Origin of the sequence: Mycobacterium sp., assembly GCF_036273375.1 — a bacterium.
Lineage (GTDB): Bacteria > Actinomycetota > Actinomycetes > Mycobacteriales > Mycobacteriaceae > Mycobacterium.
This window is the reverse complement of record NZ_DASUHS010000238.1, coordinates 16,413-38,210: the sequence shown is the minus strand read 5'-3', so window position 1 is coordinate 38,210 and position 21,798 is coordinate 16,413. Positions and strand designations below refer to the sequence as shown.

Genomic DNA, 21,798 nt, shown 5'->3' with positions numbered 1-21,798 from the left:
GACCCACTTGACTGAACCCGCGTTCGACGCGCCCACGGTGATCAGGACCAAGCGCGACGGCGGCCGGTTGTCCGACGCCGCCATCGACTGGGTCATCGGCGCCTACACCGACGGCCGGGTGGCCGAAGAACAGATGGCCGCGCTGCTGATGGCGATCCTGTTGCGCGGCATGGACGGTGGCGAGACCGCCCGGTGGACCGCGGCGATGCTGGCGTCGGGCGACACGTTCGACTTCGACGACCTAGGCCTACGGACGGTCGACAAGCACTCCACCGGCGGGGTGGGGGACAAGATCACCCTGCCCCTGGTGCCCGTCGTCGCCGCCTGCGGAGCCGCGGTGCCGCAGGCGTCGGGCCGCGGGCTCGGCCATACCGGCGGCACGCTGGACAAGCTGGAATCCATCGCCGGGTTCACCGCCGAGCTGTCCTCTCCGCGCGTGCGCGACCAACTGCGCGAGGTCGGCGCGGCCATCTTCGCCGCCGGCGACCTAGCCCGGGCCGACGCCAAGCTCTACGCGCTGCGCGACATCACCGCCACCGTCGAGTCGCTGCCGCTGATCGCCAGCTCGGTGATGAGCAAGAAGCTGGCCGAGGGGGCCGGCGCGCTGGTGCTCGACGTGAAGGTCGGTTCCGGGGCGTTGCTGGACTCCGAGCGGCAGTGCCGCGAACTTGCGCGCACCATGGTCGAACTGGGCGCGGCGCACGGGGTGCCCACCCGCGCGCTGCTGACGGACATGAGCCGCCCGCTGGGCGCGACCGTCGGCAATGCCCTCGAGGTCGCCGAGTCGCTCGAGGTGCTGGCCGGGGGCGGCCCGCCCGATGTCGTCGAGCTGACCCTGCGACTGGCCTCCGAAATGCTCGAGCTGGCCGGGATCGACGACCGCGATCCCGCCGACACCCTGCGCGACGGCACCGCGATGGACCGCTTCCGCCGGCTCATCGCGGCCCAGGGCGGCGACTTGGCGGTGCCGTTGCCCATCGGTCGGCATGCCGAGAACGTGACCGCCCCGCGGGGCGGCACAATGGGCGATATCGACGCGATGGCAGTGGGGCTGGGGGCATGGCGGCTCGGCGCGGGCAGGTCCCGTCCGGGCGAACGGGTGCAGTCGGGCGCCGGTATCCGGATCCACCGCCGCCCCGGCGAGCCCGTCACCGCCGGTGAGCCGTTGTTCACCCTCTACACCGACACCCCAGGGCGCTTCGATGCCGCGCTCGCCGAGCTGGACGGCGGGTGGAGCATCGACGGCGACGCGGCCGGGATCCAGTCCCGACCGCTGATCATCGATCGGATCGTCACATGACCGCACCGGTGGGGCTGGAGCAGATCAGAAGGGCCCCCAAGGCCCTGTTGCACGATCACCTCGACGGCGGGCTGCGCCCGTCGACCGTGCTGGAGATCGCCGGGCAGGTCGGCTACGACGGGCTGCCCGCCACCGACGTCGACGAGCTGGCGAGGTGGTTTCGCACCCGCTCGCACAGCGGCTCGCTGGAGCGCTACCTGGAGCCGTTCTCGCACACCGTGGCCGTGATGCAGACACCCGAGGCGCTGCATCGGGTCGCTTACGAGTGCGTGGAGGACCTGGCCGAGGACTCGGTGGTCTACGCCGAGATCCGGTTCGCGCCCGAGCTGCACATCGACCGTGGGCTGTCCTTCGATGCGATCGTCGACGCCGTGCTGGCCGGCTTCGCCGAGGGCGAAAAGGCAAGTGCGGCGGCGGGGCGCCCGATCGTGGTGCGCCTGTTGGTCACCGCGATGCGGCACGCGGCGGTGTCCCGGGAGATCGCCGAGCTGGCAATCCGATTCCGGGACAAGGGCGTCGTCGGGTTCGACATCGCCGGCGCCGAGGCCGGCAACCCGCCGACACGGCACCTGGATGCTTTCGAGTACATGCGAGACCACAACGCCCGCTTCACCATTCACGCCGGTGAGGCGTTCGGTCTGCCGTCCATCCACGAGGCGATCGCCTTTTGCGGCGCGGACCGGCTGGGTCATGGGGTACGCATCGTTGATGACATCGAGGTGTCCGACGACGGCAAAGTCCGCCTGGGCCGACAGGCATCGATCCTGCGGGACAAGCGAATTCCGTTGGAACTGTGTCCCAGCTCCAATGTGCAGACCGGTGCCGTCAAGAGCATCGCCGAGCATCCGTTCGATCTGCTGGCCCGCGCGCGCTTCCGGGTGACCGTCAACACCGACAACAGGCTGATGAGCGACACCTTCATGAGCCGCGAAATGCACCGACTGGTAAAGGCTTTCGGCTACGGATGGAGTGACCTCGAACGCTTCACCATCAACGCGATGAAGTCGGCGTTCATTCCGTTCGGCGAGCGGCTGGCGATCATCGACGAGGTGATCAAACCGCGCTATGCCGTGCTGATCGGCTAGACCGTCGGGGCGTCAGATGTGCCCGGGCATCCCCATCGACGGGTCGGCCGCCGGTGCCATAGGCGGTGGGGCCATGGGTGGCGGCTCCACCATAGGCGGCGGGGCCATGGGTGGCGGTTCCACAGGTGGCGGGGCTACCGGTGGCGGTTCCATCGGCGGCGCACCCATGGGCTCGGGCGGGGGCGGCGCAATGGGCGGCGCCGGGGGCGGCGGGGCGTACGGGCCTCCCGCGCACACCGGGTCGGTGGGCATGCTGATGCAACTCAAATCCGCCGGACCGGTGGGAGCGCCACCGCTGGCATACGGCCCGCCCTGACACTGCGCCAACCCCGGGATGCCGGCACATCGGGGATCGAGCGGGTTGGTGGGTAGGCCAGGGTCGGGATCGTCTTGCGGCGCAAGGGGTGTGCGCGGCGGCATCGCGTTCGCTGGAATTGCCGCACCCGTCGCGGCGACCCCGAGCAGCGCCCCGGCCACTGCCGCTCTCGTCATCGCTGCGCGGATTCTCGAAACCATCGCCCAACCCATAAGCCCCCCTTTATGTGCGGGCGCCCCGCACGCATAGCAGCATACTAAGGACGCCCTGCATCGGAAGCCAGTAAATTTGCACGGCCACGAAATTTCGAGCACTGCACTCGAAATATCATCGGCTCGGTTTTTGGGCCGCTCCCACATACTCACCGATGAAGCCGTTCCGCAACCACCACCTGGGGCTGGTGTGCTTGAAGATCTTGTCGTCGAGGACGCGAGTGCGCACCGACCGCCTGACCGGGAACGGATTCATCCCAGACTTGTACTCGAGGCCGACCATGGCCGGTGCGGTCGGCCGGCCCCGCCTGGGCAGCAGCTCGAAACCGGCGTGCTGGAGCATGGTATTCAACTCGGCTGGGCGGGGGAATCGCCGAAAGTCGTGGTTGGGCTTGTGCAGACCGAACACGTACAGCGGCCCAACCGCGACGAAGCAAAGCCAGGTAAACAGGTTGCGATCTGGCGTGACATAGAACATCCGGCCGCCTGGCTTCAGCGCGGTGAACACGTTATCGAGCAGACGGCGGTGCTCCGTGCAATGGTCGAAGACTCCGTGCAGGTAGATTAGGTCGAACCGACTGGCCGCCAACACATCCGCGTTTCGTGCGTCGCCGACAACCAAGTTCACCCCGGGCTGGTCGGCGAAGCGCTTTCGGGCTGCGTCGATCGCCTTATAGTCAACGTCGACGCCGACGATGTCCCACTCGCCCAGCTCCGGATATCGTTCCAGCAATCCCGCGATCGCCCCTCCGCCGCCACAGCCGACCACTGCCATCCTAGGGCGTTGATTGTTTGTGGATGGTAGGTAGTCGCGGAGGAAATCCCATGCGGTGTAGTCGATTTCGCTGACCAGTTCTGCGGTGAAACGCCACTGTGCGCTGACGTCAGCGTTGGAGAAGTAGCGGACCCCGCGCTCGATCGTGCCGTTGTTGATCCGCATCAGCGCGCGATCGATCATCGAATAGTGGTACTCGGGCTCACCAGCTGCTTCGTTGGCCCGTTCATGGTCGAGGAACTCGAAGTAGCTTCGCTCTTCGGGTTCGATTGGCGCTTCCCATGATTGGGCCTTGCTGAGCACACGCTCCCGAATCCACGAGTCGATGACCCGGCTGTAGAGGTTTCTGTCGAACAACATGAGCTGATGGCCGCCGCCGGGCATCATGAAAAAGTCTTTGGTCCCGCCGATCCGCTCAAAGCATGCCCGGCAGTGCTGGGCGCCCACTATTTCATCGTGCTCGCCGCAAGTGATCAGGACAGGTTTCGTGTTGGCGGCGGCGGGCAGTGGCGGGACATAGTTGAACACCGAGTGGTAGCTTCTGAACCCATACGACCAGACGTACAGCGGGTCCTTCTTCTTCGTTTCCAGTAATCCGGGGTCTTCTTGGTAGGCGGCCTTGAAGTCGATGAACCGCCGCAGCGGGATCGGCAGCCGATCACCTATCTTCGCTGCCGCGTATTGCGCTGGGCGCGACTGAAACAGCCGGATCGCCAAGCTCATTGGCGCCTCGTGGTTCAGCAAGATGTTCATGCACACACCGGCCACCACGGCGGGGCACGCGTCGAGCGCGTGGAATGCGACTTCGCCGCCCTGGCTCGCGCCGTGCACGATGACGGGTAGGGAAGTGCGTCGCGCGGCGTAATCGGTTACCGCCCTGGTGTCTTCGAGGAAGTCTTCGAAACTGAAGACACCCGCCTTGCCTTCGGTGCGACCGTGCCCAGTGAGGTCGAACGAATAGACCGCCGCCCGATGGTGGCGGCGCATGTGCTCGGCGAACGTGTCGTAACCTTCGCTGTTCCCGGCGGTGCCATGCACCAGCACCAAGACATAGTCGGCGTTGTCGTTGTCGTAGCGGCGCACGAAGATACGTCTGGCGCCGGATCCGGTTACCGCATCCTCGATCATCGGCGGTACTGCCTGCGTGGTGGTGTCCGGGGTCATCAGCGCCTCGAATTCAATCCTTCGGTGATGTGGGTCGCGATCATGCGCGCGAAAGCGTCGAAATCGCCGCGGAAGCGTGAAGTGTCGGAAATGAACGGGCGCTGCATCGACATGCCCAGCAGCACGATTTCCAGGAGATGCACCGTCTCGTCGATCAAAGTTGGCGGCGCATCGTCACCAACGATTGTGCGCAGTAGTTCGGCGAGCCGCCGCCGCTGAGTATCGCGATAGTCGACATACGCGGTCCGCAAGAACTCATTGTGGTTGGCCGCTGCGGCGAACTCGACCATGAACGTGACCGCTTCGAGGTTGTCGATGAACAGGGCATACACCAGATCGGCCGCCTTGTTCAGGCTGTCACCCACGGACATCCGGTCCGCCAGTCGTGCAGACGCGGCAGAGAACATCGTCTTGGCCATGTCGTCGATCGCGGCCTGGAAAAGCTTTTCCTTCGTCTCGAAGTGATAGTGCAGCAGGGTCTGCGAAACGCCGGCCTTCGCCGAGATCAGCTTCATCGACGATTTTTCATAGCCGTACGCGCCGAAGCACCGCATCGTCGTCTGCAGGATTCGCTGTCGGGCGTCGCCGGCCGCCACCGCGGAATTAGCGGTGTGCAGCGCTTTCGGGACGGTTGCGGTCAACATCGACTCTTCTCTTCATCGCCGGCTCCCCGATAACATACTGTCTGATCAATCAGTCAGGCAACTATGATGTGACGGGTGAGTACCTGCTATGGAGGAGAATCGGTTGCCGAAGATCACTTTGACCTTTGACAACGGCCCGACGCCTGGCGTCACGGATCGGGTTCTCGATGCCCTCGCTCAGCGTCAGATGTCCGCCATGTTCTTCGTCGTCGGGCAGAATGTTCACGCGCCGGCGGGACGCCGGCTGATAGCGCGGGCTGTGCGTGAGGGACATCGGATCGGCAATCACTCGTACACCCACGGACTACCTCTCGGAGAGCTTTCCCCGGCGCAAACCGTTCACGAAATCAGCGGCACGCAAACGCTTTTGGACGATTTCACCGATGTCGATCGGTACTTCAGACCGTGGGGAACGGAGGGCGCACTCGAACGGCGCTGTCTGAATCAAACGGCCGTCGACTACCTCATCGCGGAAAAGTACACCTGCGTCCTGTGGAACAGCGTCCCGCGCGACTGGGCCGACCCGGGAGAATGGGTTAGCCGAGCGCTCGGCGATACCCGCAGCCATCAGCACACCGTGGTCGTACTGCACGACCTGCCCACCGGCGCGATGGAGCAGCTACCGAGATTTCTCGACGAACTCACTCACTCCGGTGTGGAGGTCACCACACAACTCCCCAACGAATGCGTGCCGATCGACCGCGGTCGGATGCGAACACCGCTCGATCACCTCACGGCGCGGCCGACAATCGCCGCGGATCTGCGACCCGAGTCCTAGAGCACCGAGAGCCCCATGGCCCGCACCGTGCTGGCCAAGTGGGTCTGCACGGCTTGCAGTGCGCGCGGTAAGTCGCCGTCGCGCAACGTTTCCGCGATGCCTTGATGCTCCGCCATGATGGTGGCCACCCGATCGGGTTCGCGCAGCGCCGATTCCCCGATCATCCGCATCTGACGGTCGCGCAACGTCGAGTAGAAATTCGACAGGATGGTGTTGGCCGACCCTTCCAGGGTGATGGCGTGGAAGGCGCGGTCGGACTCCAGGAATCCAGACCAGTCGGCCGACTTCGCGGCGTCGCGCTGCCGCTTCAGTTCGCCCGATTGCCGTTCGAAGACCACGGCGCGTACGGCGGGGCCGCGTTGGATCACCTTGCCGGCCGCGAACTGCTCCAGCACCAGCCGGGCCTCCATGACCGCCCGCACCTCGTCGGGCGACACCGGGACCACCAGGGCGCCGCGCTGCGGATACAGCCGCAGCAGCCCCTCGGCCTCCAGTCGCAGGAACGCCTCGCGCACCGGGGTGCGCGACATACCCAGCGCGGTGGCGACGTCGCCTTCGCTGATCAGCTCGCCCCCCGGGAACTCGCCGGTGAGTACCTGCGTCTTGACGTAGTCCAGCGCGCGGTCCTTGGCCGTGCCCGACCGAGGGTCCTTTGCTGCCATGGCCGCCTTTTCTGGTAGCTAAGTCGTATCTCAAGCCTGCTCATGACCGTACACCGCCAGGCCTACCTGCGAGGATTGACACTAAGATACAAGATAAATACTATTCAGATACGAGACAATCCAAGCAAAAAGGAGCCGCGAATGCCCGCCACGCAGCAGTTGGTGACGCCGAACCTGGATCCCACGATTCCGGCACCGATGATCAACGTGGCCGAGTACGGGTTCGAGGGCCGCTTCGAGGAGTGGGCGCAGCAGGCCGAATACTTCGAGTACTCCAAGGCGGCCAACCCGATCGGATCCGGGCATGTCCCACCGGTGCCGATGCGGCGGTTCGATCCCGAGATCTACCTCGACGCACCGACCGGGGTGATCCCGCTGGATCTGTCCGAGGAACTGGGTATTGACTCCGGCGCGGCGACCAGCCCGGCGCTGTTGGCCAACTTCGTCAGCATCCGCGCCACGCAGCAAGTCGACACCAGCCCAAACGCCACCTCGCAGCTGTACTACGTGCTGTACGGGCGGGGCTTCGCGGCGATCAACGGGTGGCTGATCGAGTGGGAGAAGGGCGACTTCGTGACACTGCCCGCGAGCAGCCACGCAGTGTTCTACGCGGCCACCGACACGGTCATGTACTGGGTGCACGACGAACCGCTGATGCGCTACCTGGGCGCCGAAGCCACCCAGCCGCGCTTTGAGGCGACCAAGTTTCGCCGCGCCGACGCCGTGGCCAAGCTGCAAGAGATCGCCTCCCGCCCCGGCGCCAACGACAAGAGCCGGGTCAGCGTGCTGCTGGCCAACGCCGGTCAGGAGCAGACGCTGACCATCACCCACGTGCTGTGGGCCATGTTCGGCGTGCTGCCACCCAACCAGGTCCAGCGCCCGCACCGGCACCAGTCGGTCGCTCTGGATCTCATCCTCGATGCGCCGGAGTTCGGCTGCTACACGCTGCTGGGCACCCGCCTCGACGAGCACGGTCACATCGTCGACCCCACCCGGGTGGACTGGCGGGCCGGTTGCGCCTTCACCACCCCGCCGGGAATGTGGCACGCCCACTACAACGAGACCGACGTGTCCGCCCACCTGGTCCCGATCCAGGACGCCGGGCTGCAGACCCACCTGCGCAGCCTCGACATCAAGTTCACCCAGCGCCGCGATCTCGTCGCCGGATAGTCTCCGGCGGCGGCCCATGCAGCGCCGGAGTTCGACGCATAGTGTGACTGGACATGAAGGTGCCCCTGCTGGGACCGGTGTCGCTCACCGGGTTTCAGAACGCCTGGTTCTTCCTGGTCCTGCTGATCGTGCTGTTGGTGATCGGCCTCTACGTCGTGCAGCAATTCGCCCGTCGTCGCCGGGTGCTGCGCTTCGCGAACATGGAGGTGCTGGAGCGGGTGGCGCCTCCGAGGCCCGGCAAGTGGCGCCACGTGCCGACCATCCTGCTGGCCGTGTCGCTGGTGTTGTTGACCACCGCGATGGCCGGGCCGACCTCGGATGTCCGGATTCCGCTGAACCGCGCGGTCGTGATGCTGGTGATCGACGTCTCGGAATCGATGGCCTCCACCGATGTGCCGCCCAACCGCCTGGATGCGGCCAAGGAGGCCGGCAAGCAGTTCGCCGACCAGCTGACCCCGGCGATCAACCTGGGGCTGGTGGAGTTCGCGGCCAACGCCACGCTGCTGGTGCCCCCGACGACCAATCGCGGCGCGGTGAAAGCGGGCATCGACAGCCTCAAGCCGCTGCCCAAAACCGCGACGGGAGAAGGCCTTTTCACCGCTTTGCAGGCGATCGCGACGGTGGGGTCGGTAATGGGCGGCGGCGACGGTCCACCGCCGGCGCGGATCGTGCTGGAGTCCGACGGAGCCGAGAACGTGCCGCTGGACCCCAACGCCCCGCAGGGGGCGTTCACCGCGGCCCGGGCCGCCAAGGCCGAGGGCGTGCAGATCTCGACGATCTCGTTCGGCACCCCGTACGGCACCGTCGACTACGAGGGCGCCACCATCCCGGTTCCGGTGGATGACCAGACCCTGCAGAAGATCTGCGAGATCACCGACGGCCAGTCGTTCCACGCCGACAGCCTGGAATCGCTGAAGAACGTGTATTCGACGCTGCAGCGCCAGATTGGCTACGAGACCGTGAAGGGCGACGCGAGCCTGGCCTGGATGCTGCTCGGCGCCTTCGTCATGGCCGGCGCCGTCCTGGCCGGCCTGCTGCTGAACCGCAGGCTGCCCGCCTGATTCCTCAGCTGGGCAGGCGCCGGTTGATAAGCAGCGCCAGCGCCGTCGCGATCAGGGCGGCCAGCACGCCGAGGCGCAGCCAGCCGCTGCTGCCCGGCCCCGGCACCGTGCGGTAGCCGATCTCGTTCTCGATGGCGTTGTAGCTTTTTTGCAGCTCGCCGAGGGTGCCAGCGGTATAGGACTGGCCGCCGGACAGCTTGGCGACCGTCTTCATCTGGTCGGTCGAGACCGGGACGGCGTGGCGCTGCCCGTCCATCTCGATCTCGCCGCCCTTGGTCCCGAACGAGATCGTCGAGATGGGCACGCCCTCGTCCTTGGCCAGCCGCGCCGCTGTGAAGACGCCGTCGTGCGGATCGCTGGGATTGGAGGGCTTGTTCTCGCCACCGTCGGAGAGCAGCACGATACGGGCCGGTGGCGGGGTGTCGCCGCCGGCGACCGCGGTGGCGCTGATCGCGTGCAGGGCGGTGAAGATCGCTTGGCCGGTGGCGGTGCTGTCGGCGAAATCCAGCTTCTTCAGGGCGTCGATGGTGGCCTGGTGTTGCGGGGTCGGCGGCACCAGCAGATAAGGCGTGCCGGCGAATCCGACCAGCCCGAGGTTGATGCCGGGCGTGAGCTGACCGGCGAACTGGGTCGCGGCCTGTTCGGCGGCCTTGAGCCGGTTGGGTTCGACGTCGGTCGCCCGCATGGACTGCGACATGTCGATCACCAGCATGATGACGGCGCGGTTGCGTGGGATGCGCATGTCGTGGGTGGGCGTGGCCAGCGCGATGGTCAACAGCGCCAGGCACAGCAGCGACACGGCGATCGGGAGATGCCGCCACGGCGACTGCGCGACCGGGGTATCGGTGTAGCGGTGCAGCCGTTGGCGCCGCCGTGCCTGGACCCAGACGTACACGGCCAGCAGGGCCAGGGGCACCAACCCGAACAACAACAGGGCGGGGCGCTGGAATCCGTAGAGCGGTAGCGGACCGATACCCGGAAGGGACACGTCACCCAACCTTCCCGTCTAGAGCCGACCCGTCAAACGACGGCACTACTCGCGGCGGAGCCGCCCGTCGACGAATTGCTCCAGTCTCTCCCACTCGCGGACCGCCGCGGCGTACGGCGGCGACGGCTTGGTGACCGAGTCGGGCTCGAGCACGGCGGCCACCAGCTTGCCCAGCGGGCGGCTGGTCTCGAGCGCGTTGTCGACGGTGCTCTCCTCGGAGTAGTCGCCAATGTCGCGGAGCACCTCGACGGCGAGCTCCAGTTGCTCGCGATCCACGGCGCTCGGTCCGTCGGCCAGGTCGTCGGCCAGCCCGCTGAGCACGTAGATGTTGTCCTCGGTGATCTCGACCGCCAGCGAGCCGTCGGTCGCGGCGGTGCGGATGTCGTCGTAGGTGCTCAGGTCGGCCAGGTCGTGGTCGTGCTCGTCGGCCAGGTAGCGGGCCAGCGCGCGCTCGGACGTGAAGACGCTGATGCGTCCGTTACGGCCCAAGAAGATCGGCTGGTCGTCCAAGTAGCAGCGCAGCGTGTAGAAGGTGCCCGAACTCGTCATGATCCGGATCGGATCGATGCCCACCTGCAGCCAGAAGTCCTTGTCGCTGCCCAGCACGACGGCGTCGCCGGTCTCCCGCTCTGCCTCGTCTTCGGTTTCCTCGTCCTCGGCCGCGTCGTCGTCCGCCGCGGATTCCTCGGGGGTCTGTTCCTCGACGGCGTCCTCGGTGCCGGTGTCTTCGTCCGGCTCGTCCTCTTCGCGCTCTTCGGCCAGTTCGTCGGCGGCCTTGTCCGACAGCTTGGAGTCGACCTCCGGGGTGGTGACGATGTCGTCGATCGCGGCGAGCACGTCGTCCCAGCTGCGCCCGATCACCTCGGCGATCGCATTCCAGCGTTTGGCGCCGGCCTTGCCAATGAAGTTCTCGGTTCCGCCGGACACTGTGCCCAGGCTGGGGTTGCCGTTGAAGAACTTCGACACCGCCGCCAGCTCGCACACCGATCCGATGGACGACACGATGGCCAGCGTGCCGGCCAGCGCGGACACCGACTCCTCGGTGGGTTTCTCGGCCACCAGCTCCTCGACGGCGATCAGGTCGAACCGCTGGTCGTCGGCCGGCTCGAACGCGTGCGCGTGTGCCGCCCGCAGCTCCTTCCATGCCGGGTGGTCGGTCAGGTCGTTGTCGTCGTCCGAGCGCACGAAAGCGACCAGGTCGGCGACGGAGGAGAACGCGAACAGGTCCTCGTCCTTGCCCAGGAACGCCTCCCACTCGTCGCCGGAGTCACGCCAGCGGGGCGCCCACACGGTGTAGCGGTCACCATCGGACAGGCTCAGGCGGATCGGCACGAGGTCAGCAACCATGCGGCACAGAATAGCGACGACCGGCGAACGCGTTATCTCCGCCATCGGGGCTAGTGGCGATCGCGAGCGCGGCGGAGCCGGGCGAAGCGGGTCGCCACCATCAGACCTAGCCCCAGATATCGGTGATGGGCGCGGCGCCGGCGGCATAGCCCGTCTTGGGCAATCCGTACATCTGCTCCAGCGTGGACAGCACGTTGTAGTGGTTGATCTGTTCGCTGTAGCTGCCCGGACGGACGTGGGCGCCGTAGAGCACCGTGGGGATCTGGTTGCGGCTGCCGTTATCGTCTTCGTCGAACGTCACGATCAGCACGCTGTTGTTGGCCACCGCCCAGTTCGCGTACCCCGACAGCTCGCGGTTCAGCCAGGAATCGGCTTGCGCGATCGAGCCGTCGTGCATGTTGTCGTCGTTGTCGGGGATGACGAACGAGACGGTCGGCAGGCTGGAGTAGTTGCCCATCGGGAACGCGGAGAATGGCAGCGAGTTGGCCGCCGGCACATTGGTGAAGTTGGCCCACGGCACATGCTTGCGCGCGTACTTACCCGCGCTGCAGACCGGTGAGCCGACCGCAGGCAGGCCCTCCGCGAAACCGACGAATGTGTGGCCCGCGGCGAGCAATTCGGAGCCGAGGTTCGGTGCGGCGCCGCCGTTGACCGGACACAGGTCCTTGGTCACCCCGAAGGTATTGCCGGCGAACAGCGCCAGGTAATTCGGTTCGCTGGGATGGGTTTCGGCGAACGACTGGGTCATGTTGGCGCCGCCGGCGGCCAGCGTGGTGATGAACGGCGCCGATTTGTTTCCGATGATGCCGTTCTCGGAGCGGTTCTCCTCGACCACGATCACGATGTGCGCGGGTTGCGGAATGGCCGCTGCCGCAAGGCCTATGCGCGGCGTCAACGGGCTGGCCGCCAGTGCAACCAACGCCAGCGCTCCCAGTAGCCGAAGGCTCCGATATGCCGTGGCGACCGGAATTCGAATTTCGCGCAACACGTCCGGAGTATATGAACGGGCGCAGGCGTTTTCCGGGTCGGAAGCAAGCGTGTCAGAAGGGTTTAGCCTGATCGTTATATACCCTCGACCCCATGGAGATTCGCGTCATCGACCACCCGTTGGCCGCCGCCCGGCTGACGGCGCTGCGTGACGAACGCACCGATAACGCAGGTTTTCGCGCCGCGCTGCGCGAGCTGACGCTGATGCTGGTCTACGAAGCCAGCCGGGACGCCCCGCGAAAGTCGGTGAGGATTCGCACCCCGGTGGCTTCGGCCGTCGGGACGCGCTTGGTCAAGCCGCCGCTGCTGGTGCCGGTGCTGCGGGCCGGGCTGGGCATGCTCAACGCTGCCCACGCCGCGATACCAGAGGCGGAGGCCGGATTCGTCGGTGTCGCCCGCAACGAGGAAACCCACTTGCCGGTGCCGTATCTGGAGGCGCTGCCGGACAAGCTTGCGGGCAGGCCGGTGATGATCCTCGATCCCATGCTGGCTACCGGCGGGTCGATGGCGCACACCATCGGCCTCCTACAACGCCGCGGCGCAACCGATATCACCGTGCTCTGTGTGGTGGCGGCTCCGGAAGGGCTTACGGCGGTGGGGAAAGCGGCGCCGGACGCGCGAGTGTTCACCGCCGCGGTCGACAAGGGGCTGAACAAGTCGGCCTATATCGTGCCGGGTCTTGGCGATGCCGGCGATCGCCAATTCGGCTCCAACCTGTTCACCAGCTCCGCACAGCCGCGATCAGCTCCTCGCGCAGGGCGCCGGCGCGCCGCCGCGAAGAGTCCAGGTCGTCGTAAACGGCACAGCGAATCTCCAAGTAGCACTTCAGCTTCGGCTCGGTACCGGAAGACCGAACCACCAGCCTGATCGACGTGTCGCCGTCGCCGCCGGTGAAGATCAGCGCGTCGGTGATATCGGTGAGAATCGCGGTGTGACCGGCCAGCGTTTTCGGTGGGTCCGCCCGCCAACGCTGCATCAGTCCGGCCGCCTCGGTGGCATCGGCGACCCGGCGCGACACCGCGGCGACGTCGTGCACCCCGTACCGCCGGGCCAGTTCGTCGAGCAGGTTGCGGACCGAACCGCCCTGCGTTATCGCCGTGGCCACCAGGTCGCACACCAGCACCGCGGCGCTGATGCCGTCCTTGTCGCGCACGGCCGCGGGGTCCACACAGTGCCCGATCGCTTCCTCGTAGGCGTAGATCAGCGTGCCGCCGGGCACTTTCGCGTCGGCGCGGGCCAGCCATTTGAAGCCGGTGAGGGTTTCGACGTGGACGGCGCCGTAGCGTGCGGCGATGGCCGACAGCATCCGCGACGACACCACCGTGCTGGCCACCACGGGTTTATCCGCCTGAGTCGTGGACAGTAGGTAATCGCCAAGCAGCCAACCGGTTTCGTCGCCGGATAGCATTCGCCAACACGGCCCATCCTTGATGCCGACGGCGCATCGATCGGCGTCGGGGTCGAGCGCGATCGCCACATCGGCGCCGACGTCGGCGGCCAGGGCCAGCAGCGCGTCGGTGGCGCCGGGCTCCTCAGGGTTGGGGAACGCGACCGTGGGAAAGTCCGGGTCGGGTGCGAATTGCGTTGCGACGGAGTGTACTTCGATGAACCCCGCGCGGTGCAATGTCTCGACGGCCACCGCACCGCCCACGCCGTGCAGCGCGGTCAGCGCCACCCGCACCGAACCGTTGCCGCGCCGCAACCCGGCGGCCCGCTCGATGTAGCGCTCGACCAGATCGGCCCGCGCGGGTTCGACGGGGGCCCTGCCGATCTGGTCGGCCGGCGGGGCGGCTGCCATCGCGGCTTCTATCTCGCGGTCGGTGGGGGAGACGATCTGGATGCCGCCGTCGAGGTACACCTTGTACCCGTTGTCGGCGGGCGGGTTGTGCGAAGCGGTGATCTGGATCCCGGCCGGCGCGCCGGTGTGCCGCACCGCGAACGCCACCACCGGGGTGGGGACCGGACCGGGCAGCAGCAGCACGGAAAATCCTTGGGCGGCAAGCACTTCAGCGGTCACCGTGGCGAATACTGCCGAGCCGTGGCGGGCGTCGCGTCCCACGATCACCGACGAGCCGTGCAGGCCACGCCCGATCAGTACCTGTGCGACTGCCCAGGTTGCCCGCGAGACCACCGCGACGTTCATGGCGTCCGGCCCGCCGCGCACGGGTCCGCGCAGGCCCGCCGTGCCGAACATCAGGGGGTGGGCGAACCGCTCGGCGATTTCCTCGGGGTCACACGCGGCGAGCTCGGCCACCGTCGCCGGGTCGGGATCGTGGGCGATCCACTCCTCGGGCGTCACGGCCCTAGAACCGGGGGAGCTCAGAAAGGATCAAGGCCAGCAGCGCCCCCATCCGGGTCGCCGCCGCGGCGCCGGCGGCCAGTACCTCGGTGTGGCTCAGCGGTTCGCCGCTGATCCCGGCGGCCAGGTTGGTCACCAGCGACACCCCCAGCACCTCGGCCCCGGCCGCCCGGGCCGCGATGGTCTCGTGCACCGTCGACATGCCGACCAGGTCGGCGCCCAGCGTGCGCAGCATCCGGATCTCGGCGGGAGTCTCGTAGTGCGGGCCGGGCAGCCCGGCGTAGACGCCTTCGGTCAGCGTCGGGTCGGCCTGGCGGGCGAGCGCACGCAGTCGCGGGGAGTAGGCGTCGGTCAGGTCCACGAATTGCGGGCCGACCAACGGGGAACGGGCGGTCAGGTTCAGATGGTCGCTGATCAGCACGGGTTCGCCGACGGTCATGTCCGGGCGCAGGCCGCCCGCCGCGTTGGTGAGCACCACGGCGCGCACGCCGGCCGCGCAGGCCGCCCGCACCGAGTGCACGACGTGACATAGGTCGTGGCCCTCGTAGGCGTGGATGCGGCCGACCAGCACCAGCACCCGGTGTGCACCGATGCGCATCGACAACAGCTCCCCGGTGTGGCCGACCGCGGTGGGCGGGGAGAAGCCGGGCAGCTCGGCCTGGGCCAGCACCGCGGTGGGCGTCCCGAGCGCTGTGACCGCCGGCGGCCAGCCCGATCCGAGCACGATCGCGACGTCGTGCTCGGCGATTCCGGTGCGTTCGGCGATGACCTCAGCCGCCCGGCGAGCGAGGTCGCCTGGGTCCGACGGGGTTTCGGTCACAGTGGGGGAGCCTAGCCGCGCGACGGCGAGCGCCGGTAGGGCGCGAGTGAGGAGCGGGGCGATCGAGCCTGGCCGCGCGACGGTGTCCCCGCCATATGTCAGGATCTGCCGTATGAATCTTCGTAGGGGGCCGGTGGTTGGCCCGGTCATGGGACTAGCCGTCGGTGTTGTGCTGTCGGTGGTTTCGATCACACTCGGCCCGGCACCGCAGGCCAAAGCGGACTGTCCAGACGTGCAACTCATCTTCGTCCGCGGTACCGCCGAGCCGCCCGGCCTGGGGGCGGCGGGCGACGCACTGTTCGGCGCGCTGCAGCCCGCGCTGGGTTCGCGCAGCGTCGACTCCTATGCGGTGAACTATCCGGCCAGCTACAACTTCCTGACCACCGCCGACGGCGCCAACGACGCGCGCGATCACATCGCGCAGATGGTCGACCAGTGCCCGTCCACGCGGCTGGTGCTGGGTGGCTTCTCCCAGGGCGCCGCCGCGGTCTCGATGCTCGCGGGGGTGCCGCCGGTCGGACAGCGCATCGGCAACTTCGGATCGGCTCCGGCGCTGGATCCCGGCCTGGCGAACAAGATCGCGGCGGTCGCGGTGTTCGGCAACCCCGGCAACCGCTTCAACACACCGCTGTCGTCGACGGGCGCCTTCGCCGGCCGCGCCATCGACCTGTGCAGCGAAGGTGATCCCGTCTGTGTCGTCGGCGGCCGCGACCGGGACGCGCACCACGACTACTCCGTACCGCCCTACCCCGGCCAGGCGGCGGGATTCATCGCCCGGCTGGTGTAGCCGGCGGCGTCTGGCCGCGGTGACATACTGCGAGAGTGCCCACAACTCCGTTAGACAGCGTCGAGGATGTCGTGCGGCGACGTGGTGCCGACCTTGTCGAGTTATCGCATGACATCCATGCCGAGCCCGAGCTGGCCTTCGCCGAGCATCGCAGCTGTGCCAAGGCGCAGGCGCTGGTCGCCGAGCGCGGCTTCGACATCACCGCGGCCGCCGGTGGGCTGGACACCGCCTTTCGCGCCGACTTCGGCAGCGGGCCACTGACCATCGGGATCTGCGCCGAATACGACGCGTTGCCCGAGATCGGCCACGCCTGCGGCCACAACATCATTGCGGCGTCGGCGGTGGGCACCGCCCTGGCGCTGGCCGAGGTGGCTGACGACCTGGGCTTGCGGGTGTCGCTGCTGGGGACGCCGGCCGAGGAGGCCGGCGGCGGCAAGGTGTTGCTACTGAAGGCCGGGGTGTTCGACGACATCGCCGCGGCGGTCATGCTCCACCCCGGGCCGGCTGACATCGCCGCGGCCCGCTCGCTGGCCCTCTCCGAGGCGACCGTGAACTACCGCGGCAAGGAATCCCACGCGGCCGTCGCGCCGCACCTGGGCATCAACGCCGTCGACGCGGTCACGGTCGCGCAGGTGGCCATCGGGCTGCTGCGCCAGCAACTGGCGCCCGGGCAGCTGGTGCACGGGATCGTCACCAACGGCGGACAGGCGGTCAACGTCATCCCCGGGCACGCGGCGCTTCAGTACGCGATGCGAGCGGTCGAATCGGATTCGCTGCGCGAGCTGGAGGGCAGGATGTACGCCTGCTTCGCCGCGGGCGCGCTGGCCACCGGCTGCGAATACGAGGTCGACATTCCCGCGCCCCCGTATGACGAACTGCAGCCCGACCAATGGCTGGCCGACACCTTCCGTGACGAGATGTGCCGGCTCGGCCGCGAGCCGGTGGCCCGCGAGTACGAGGCGACGCTTCCCATGGGCAGCACCGACATGGGCAACGTGACGCACGTGCTGCCGGGGATCCACCCGGTGGTCGGGGTCGACGCCGGGGGGGCCATGGTTCACCAGCGCGCCTTCGCCGACGCCGCCGCGGGTCCTAGCGCCGACCGCGCGGTCGTCGAGGGGGCGATCATGCTGGCGCGCACGGTGGTTCAGCTGGCCCAGACGCCCGCCCAGCGCGACCGGGTGATGGACGCGCAGGAGCGCAGGCGCGGCGGGGGGCGATCATGAGCCTGATCGACGCCGCCGATTTCTGGCTGGCCACCCATCACCAAGACCTGGTCGAATGGCGCCGCCACATTCACCGCTACCCGGAGTTGGGCCGCCAGGAGTACGCCACTACCCAGTTCGTCGCCGAGCGGCTCGCCGAAGCCGGGCTCAACCCGAAGGTGCTGCCGGGCGGCACCGGACTGGTCTGCGACATCGGCCCCCAGCACGAGCCCAGGATCGCGTTGCGCGCCGACATGGACGCCCTGCCGATGGCCGAGCTCGCCGGCGTTCCGTACGCCTCCACTATGCCAGGCGTGGCGCATGCCTGCGGTCATGATGCGCACACCGCGATCCTGCTGGGCACCGCCCTGGTGCTGGGGTCGGTGCCCGAGCTGCCGGTCGGGGTGCGGCTGATCTTTCAGGCCGCCGAGGAGCTGATGCCCGGCGGGGCGATCGACGCCATCGCGGCCGGCGCCGTCACCGGGGTGTCGCGGATCTTCGCCCTGCACTGCGACCCCCGGCTGGAAGTCGGCAAGGTCGCCGTCCGGCACGGCCCCATCACCTCGGCGGCCGACCAGATCGAGATCACGTTGTATTCACCCGGCGGGCACACGTCGCGCCCGCACCTGACCGCCGACCTGGTGTACGGGCTGGGCACGCTGATCACCGGGCTGCCCGGGGTGTTGTCGCGGCGCATCGACCCGCGCAACGGCACCGTGCTGGTCTGGGGCGCGGTCAACGCCGGCGTGGCCGCCAACGCCATCCCGCAGACCGGCGTGCTGGCGGGCACCGTGCGCACGGCGAGCCGGCAGACCTGGTTGGGTTTGGAGGACATCATCCGCGAGACGGTGTCCGGGCTGCTGGCGCCGCTGGCCATCGAGCACACGCTGCAATACCGGCGCGGCGTACCGCCGGTGGTCAACGAGGACGTCTCGACGCGCATCCTCACCCACGCGATCGAACAGATCGGTCCGGACGCGCTTGCCGACACCCGTCAGTCCGGTGGTGGCGAGGACTTCTCCTGGTACCTGGAGGAGGTTCCCGGTGCGATGGCCCGGTTGGGGGTGTGGCCGGGAGTAGGGCCTCAGCTGGACCTGCACCAGCCGACGTTCGATCTCGATGAGCGGGCCCTGCCGATCGGTGTCCGGGTGATGACGAACATCGTCGAGCAGTCGGCCGCGTTCGAGCGGTCCTAGGCGCCTGCGGCGCGGACGACGTGTTCGGCGATATGGGCGTACGTGCGCCGCGTGACATCGCCGGCCTCGCTCATGATGTTGTAGCCGTGGTCGACGCCGGCCACCTCGTGGTACTCCGCTAACGCCGCGGCGGCGCCGAGTTTGCCCGCGTACCTGCGGGCTTCGTCGCGCAGCCGATCGTGCTCGGCCGTCACAATCAGCGCGGGCGCGATGCCGGCAATGTTGTCGGCGTTGTCGCCCCAGGCGGGCGAGGCCAGGCGGTCGCGCCGCTGCGCCAGCTCGGGTATGTAGGCGGTGTCGAAGACCTCGCTCATCCACGGCTTCATGACCGCCCGGCGGCCGACCGTGGATGGCTTGTCGCGGCTGGGCGTGACCAGGTCCAGCGGCGCGTAGTGCAGCACCTGCAGCGCGATGTCGGGCCCGCCGTTCTCCAGCGCGAGCCGCGCCGCCGCGGCGGACAGGTTGCCGCCCGCGCTTTGACCGCCGACGCACAGTCGCGTGCCGTCCCAGTTGCGGTCGGGGCCGGCCGCCCAGCACACGACGTCATAAATCTGATGCACCGCAGCGGGAAAGCGGTGCCGCGGTGCCAGGACATAGTCGGGGTTGATCACCAGCACGCCCGCGTTGGCGGCCAGGTATCGGCACCACGGATCGTCCTGCTCGCGGTGTCCGACCACGAACCCGCCGCCGTGCACATTGACGTAAACGGGCGGGTTCGTCGCCGCCGGCGGGTGATAGACGGTTGCCGATACCGGGCCGTGGCGGGTTCCGATGATGACCTGCGTGGTTCGGCCCGCAATCTCCGGGAAGCGAACGACGGCCTTGGGGGTGGGGTTGACCGTGGCGGCGAACGTGCGCGCGAGCGTGTCGGCGACCAGCGGTAGGGACAAAACTGACAGCCGAGTTTCCTTCCGGATCAGCCGCTGGTGCCCGGGCCGATGTTGCGGGCCGGGCGGGTCCGCAGGCCGTGCACGTATTCGCTTGGCGCCCCGGCGATTTCGGCAGCGTCGGCCATCACCCCCAGGTATCGGGCCGACGGCATTCCGCCTTCCCAGGCGTCCAAAACGTACAGCCACGCCAGGACGGGGTCGGTGTCGGTGTCCGACGAGATGCGCTCCACGCGGCACCGGATCTTCTTGTGGACGCCGAACTCCGAGCCCTCCCAGCGGTCCAGGTTCTTCTCGTCCGCCGGTGTCATGTCGTAGAGGACGACGAACACCTTCGACTCCGGGTCCTCGACGACGCTGGCCAGCGCGCCCTCCCAGCCGATGTCCTCGCCGCCGAAGGTCAATCGCCATCCGTGCAGCCAGCCGGTTCCGGCCATCGGCGAATGTGGCGCGCGTTTCTGCATCTGCTCGGGATCCATGTTCGACCCGTAAGCGGCGTAGAGCGGCACGGGGAAAGCTTAGACGTCCGATGCTGGCCGGTCTTCCCTGAGCATTCGCAGGCTCCCCGCTGCTTCGTTAGGTTAGGGGCTGTGGTGACCCGCATCGTGATCCTCGGTGGAGGCCCTGCCGGTTACGAAGCCGCGCTGGTGGCCGCGACCTCGCACCCCGACACGACCCGCGTCACGGTGATCGACTCCGAGGGCATCGGCGGGGCGGCCGTCCTAGATGATTGTGTGCCGTCCAAGACGTTCATCGCCTCGACCTGGCTGCGCACCGAACTGCGCCGGGCGCCGCGGCTCGGGTTCGAGATCGACATCGACGATGCCAAGATCTCGCTGCCGCAGATCCATGCCCGGGTCAAGCAACTCGCCACCGAGCAGTCCGCCGACATCACCGACCAGCTGCTCGGCGTGGGCGTGCACGTGGTGGCCGGCCGCGGCGAGCTGATCGATCCCACGCCCGGCCTGGCCTGCCACCGCGTCAAAGCGACACATTCCGATGCGGGGCCCGACGGCCCCGTAAACAGCGAGTACGAGGCAGACGTCGTGCTGATCGCCACGGGCGCCAGCCCGCGGGTGCTGCCGTCGGCGCCGCCCGACGGTGAACGGATCCTGACCTGGCGCCAGCTCTACAACCTGGAGGCGCTGCCCGAACACCTCATCGTGGTCGGGTCCGGGGTCACCGGCGCCGAATTCGTGCACGCCTACACCGAATTGGGCGTCCCAGTGACCGTGGTGGCCAGCCGGGATCGAGTGCTGCCCTACGAGGACGCCGACGCCGCCCTGGTCCTGGAGGAGGCGTTCTCCGAGCGCGGCGTCCAGCTGGTGAAGAACGCCCGCGCGCAATCGGTCACCCGTACCGAAGACGGCGTGCTGGTCACCCTGGCCGACGGGCGCACGGTGGAGGGCAGCCACGCCCTGATGACCATCGGGTCGGTGCCCAACACCAGCGGCCTGGGCCTGGACCGGGTCGGCATTGAGCTTGGCCGCGGCGGCTACCTGACGGTCGACCGGGTATCACGGACCTCGGTGGCCGGCATCTACGCCGCCGGTGACTGCACCGGTCTGCTGCCGCTGGCCTCGGTCGCCGCCATGCAGGGCCGAATCGCGATGTATCACGCGCTGGGCGAGGGCGTCAGCCCGATCCGGCTGCGCACGGTGGCGGCGACGGTGTTCACCAGGCCCGAGATCGCGGCCGTCGGGGTCCCGCAGACCATGATCGACGATGGTTCGGTACCGGCCCGCACGGTCATGCTGCCGCTGCGGACCAACGCCCGGGCCAAGATGTCGGGGCTGCGCCAGGGCTTCGTGAAGCTGTTCTGTCGCCAGGCCACCGGTGTGGTCATCGGTGGCGTGGTGGTGGCCCCCATCGCCTCCGAGCTGATCCTGCCGATCGCCGTGGCGGTGACGAACCGGATCACCGTCAACGAGCTGGCGCAGACGCTGGCGGTCTACCCGTCGTTGTCCGGCTCGGTCACCGAGGCCGCGCGGCGGCTGATGGCGCACGACGACCTGGACTAGTGGTGATCGCCAGCGCGGCGTAGCCGGGCGCGGCGGGTCGCCACCCTCGGACCAGTGCACCCGGCGTCGAACCACGGGCCAGCGCCCGAACAGT

Annotated in this window: 20 protein-coding genes and 1 pseudogene; 10 read left to right on the top strand and 11 right to left on the bottom strand. The window is 68.1% G+C overall.

From position 1 onward, the window contains the following. Nucleotides 1–7: 7 nt before the first annotated feature. Both VFW69_RS20890 and VFW69_RS20885 read left to right on the top strand, forming a co-directional pair. Nucleotides 8–1,300, top strand: a complete 1,293-nt coding sequence (locus tag VFW69_RS20890) for a thymidine phosphorylase (RefSeq protein WP_526504136.1) — start codon at nucleotides 8–10, stop codon at nucleotides 1,298–1,300. Next, nucleotides 1,297–2,385, top strand: coding sequence for an adenosine deaminase (locus VFW69_RS20885; RefSeq protein WP_526504134.1), 1,089 nt, complete (start codon nucleotides 1,297–1,299; stop codon nucleotides 2,383–2,385). The genes VFW69_RS20890 and VFW69_RS20885 overlap by 4 nt, the downstream gene beginning before the upstream one ends. Before the next feature lie 12 nt (nucleotides 2,386–2,397). Here the strand turns inward: VFW69_RS20885 and VFW69_RS20880 are convergent, their stop codons facing one another. The 3 genes from VFW69_RS20880 to VFW69_RS20870 all read right to left on the bottom strand — a co-directional run bounded on the left by VFW69_RS20880 (nucleotide 2,398) and on the right by VFW69_RS20870 (nucleotide 5,496). Continuing rightward, entirely contained in the window at nucleotides 2,398–2,877 is a 480-nt protein-coding gene (locus VFW69_RS20880) for a hypothetical protein (protein WP_526504132.1), read from the bottom strand. 151 nt (nucleotides 2,878–3,028) lie between these two features. Continuing rightward, entirely contained in the window at nucleotides 3,029–4,852 is a 1,824-nt protein-coding gene (locus VFW69_RS20875) for an alpha/beta fold hydrolase (RefSeq protein WP_526504130.1), read from the bottom strand. Next, nucleotides 4,852–5,496: a TetR/AcrR family transcriptional regulator gene (locus VFW69_RS20870; RefSeq protein WP_526504128.1), complete on the bottom strand. Its 645-nt coding sequence runs from the start codon at nucleotides 5,494–5,496 to the stop codon at nucleotides 4,852–4,854. Before VFW69_RS20870 ends, VFW69_RS20875 begins: the two co-directional genes overlap by 1 nt. Nucleotides 5,497–5,599: 103 nt before the next feature. On the opposite strand from VFW69_RS20870, the gene VFW69_RS20865 reads away from it, so the two are divergent. Further along, nucleotides 5,600–6,274: a polysaccharide deacetylase family protein gene (locus VFW69_RS20865; protein ID WP_526504126.1), complete on the top strand. Its 675-nt coding sequence runs from the start codon at nucleotides 5,600–5,602 to the stop codon at nucleotides 6,272–6,274. On the opposite strand, the gene VFW69_RS20860 is transcribed toward VFW69_RS20865, so the two are convergent. Continuing rightward, nucleotides 6,271–6,936, bottom strand: coding sequence for a GntR family transcriptional regulator (locus VFW69_RS20860; protein ID WP_526504124.1), 666 nt, complete (start codon nucleotides 6,934–6,936; stop codon nucleotides 6,271–6,273). The two genes, VFW69_RS20865 and VFW69_RS20860, sit on opposite strands and share 4 nt — an antisense overlap. Before the next feature lie 141 nt (nucleotides 6,937–7,077). Here VFW69_RS20860 and VFW69_RS20855 point away from each other — a divergent pair, with 141 nt between their 5' ends. Next, a complete protein-coding gene (locus VFW69_RS20855) occupies nucleotides 7,078–8,106 on the top strand; it encodes a cupin (RefSeq protein WP_526504122.1) in 1,029 nt (342 codons plus the stop codon). 53 nt (nucleotides 8,107–8,159) lie between these two features. Further along, the gene (locus VFW69_RS20850; RefSeq protein WP_526504120.1) at nucleotides 8,160–9,167 is read left to right on the top strand and encodes a vWA domain-containing protein; all 1,008 of its coding nucleotides are present in this window, start codon (nucleotides 8,160–8,162) and stop codon (nucleotides 9,165–9,167) included. Nucleotides 9,168–9,171: 4 nt separating this feature from the next. On the opposite strand, the gene VFW69_RS20845 is transcribed toward VFW69_RS20850, so the two are convergent. From VFW69_RS20845 to VFW69_RS20835, 3 genes are all read right to left on the bottom strand, one after another. Beyond that, nucleotides 9,172–10,155 carry a vWA domain-containing protein gene (locus VFW69_RS20845; RefSeq protein ID WP_526504118.1) on the bottom strand — a complete coding sequence of 328 codons (984 nt, stop codon included), beginning with the start codon at nucleotides 10,153–10,155 and terminating at the stop codon, nucleotides 9,172–9,174. A 45-nt stretch (nucleotides 10,156–10,200) separates the two neighbouring features. Beyond that, a complete protein-coding gene (satS, locus tag VFW69_RS20840) occupies nucleotides 10,201–11,502 on the bottom strand; it encodes a protein export chaperone SatS (RefSeq protein ID WP_526504116.1) in 1,302 nt (433 codons plus the stop codon). A 106-nt stretch (nucleotides 11,503–11,608) separates the two neighbouring features. Next, entirely contained in the window at nucleotides 11,609–12,490 is an 882-nt protein-coding gene (locus VFW69_RS20835) for an alkaline phosphatase family protein (RefSeq protein WP_526504114.1), read from the bottom strand. A gap of 92 nt (nucleotides 12,491–12,582) precedes the next feature. On the opposite strand from VFW69_RS20835, the pseudogene upp reads away from it, so the two are divergent. Next, nucleotides 12,583–13,197, top strand: a pseudogene (upp, locus tag VFW69_RS20830) (uracil phosphoribosyltransferase); the annotation flags it as partial. Between the two features lie 10 nt (nucleotides 13,198–13,207). Here upp and VFW69_RS20825 read toward each other — a convergent pair. Further along, nucleotides 13,208–14,788 (bottom strand): phospho-sugar mutase, encoded by a 1,581-nt coding sequence (locus VFW69_RS20825; protein ID WP_526504112.1) that lies wholly within the window; start codon nucleotides 14,786–14,788, stop codon nucleotides 13,208–13,210. A 4-nt stretch (nucleotides 14,789–14,792) separates the two neighbouring features. Beyond that, a complete protein-coding gene (locus VFW69_RS20820) occupies nucleotides 14,793–15,608 on the bottom strand; it encodes a purine-nucleoside phosphorylase (protein ID WP_526504110.1) in 816 nt (271 codons plus the stop codon). 172 nt (nucleotides 15,609–15,780) lie between these two features. Here VFW69_RS20820 and VFW69_RS20815 point away from each other — a divergent pair, with 172 nt between their 5' ends. From VFW69_RS20815 to VFW69_RS20805, 3 genes are read left to right on the top strand one after another with little or no spacing between them, the layout of a single operon-like run. Next, nucleotides 15,781–16,395, top strand: coding sequence for a cutinase family protein (locus tag VFW69_RS20815; RefSeq protein ID WP_526504238.1), 615 nt, complete (start codon nucleotides 15,781–15,783; stop codon nucleotides 16,393–16,395). Between the two features lie 35 nt (nucleotides 16,396–16,430). Beyond that, nucleotides 16,431–17,621: a M20 family metallopeptidase gene (locus VFW69_RS20810; protein ID WP_526504107.1), complete on the top strand. Its 1,191-nt coding sequence runs from the start codon at nucleotides 16,431–16,433 to the stop codon at nucleotides 17,619–17,621. Then, complete coding sequence (locus tag VFW69_RS20805; protein ID WP_526504105.1) at nucleotides 17,618–18,796, top strand: M20 family metallopeptidase; 1,179 nt, start codon at nucleotides 17,618–17,620, stop codon at nucleotides 18,794–18,796. Before VFW69_RS20810 ends, VFW69_RS20805 begins: the two co-directional genes overlap by 4 nt. Here the strand turns inward: VFW69_RS20805 and VFW69_RS20800 are convergent. Both VFW69_RS20800 and VFW69_RS20795 read right to left on the bottom strand, forming a co-directional pair. Next, on the bottom strand, nucleotides 18,793–19,695 hold the full coding sequence (locus VFW69_RS20800; RefSeq protein WP_526504236.1) for an alpha/beta hydrolase: 903 nt from the start codon (nucleotides 19,693–19,695) through the stop codon (nucleotides 18,793–18,795). The two genes, VFW69_RS20805 and VFW69_RS20800, sit on opposite strands and share 4 nt — an antisense overlap. A 17-nt stretch (nucleotides 19,696–19,712) precedes the next feature. Further along, nucleotides 19,713–20,192 (bottom strand): gamma-glutamylcyclotransferase family protein, encoded by a 480-nt coding sequence (locus VFW69_RS20795; RefSeq protein ID WP_526504103.1) that lies wholly within the window; start codon nucleotides 20,190–20,192, stop codon nucleotides 19,713–19,715. A gap of 81 nt (nucleotides 20,193–20,273) precedes the next feature. On the opposite strand from VFW69_RS20795, the gene VFW69_RS20790 reads away from it, so the two are divergent. Beyond that, nucleotides 20,274–21,704 carry an NAD(P)H-quinone dehydrogenase gene (locus tag VFW69_RS20790; RefSeq protein ID WP_526504101.1) on the top strand — a complete coding sequence of 477 codons (1,431 nt, stop codon included), beginning with the start codon at nucleotides 20,274–20,276 and terminating at the stop codon, nucleotides 21,702–21,704. Nucleotides 21,705–21,798: the final 94 nt, after the last annotated feature.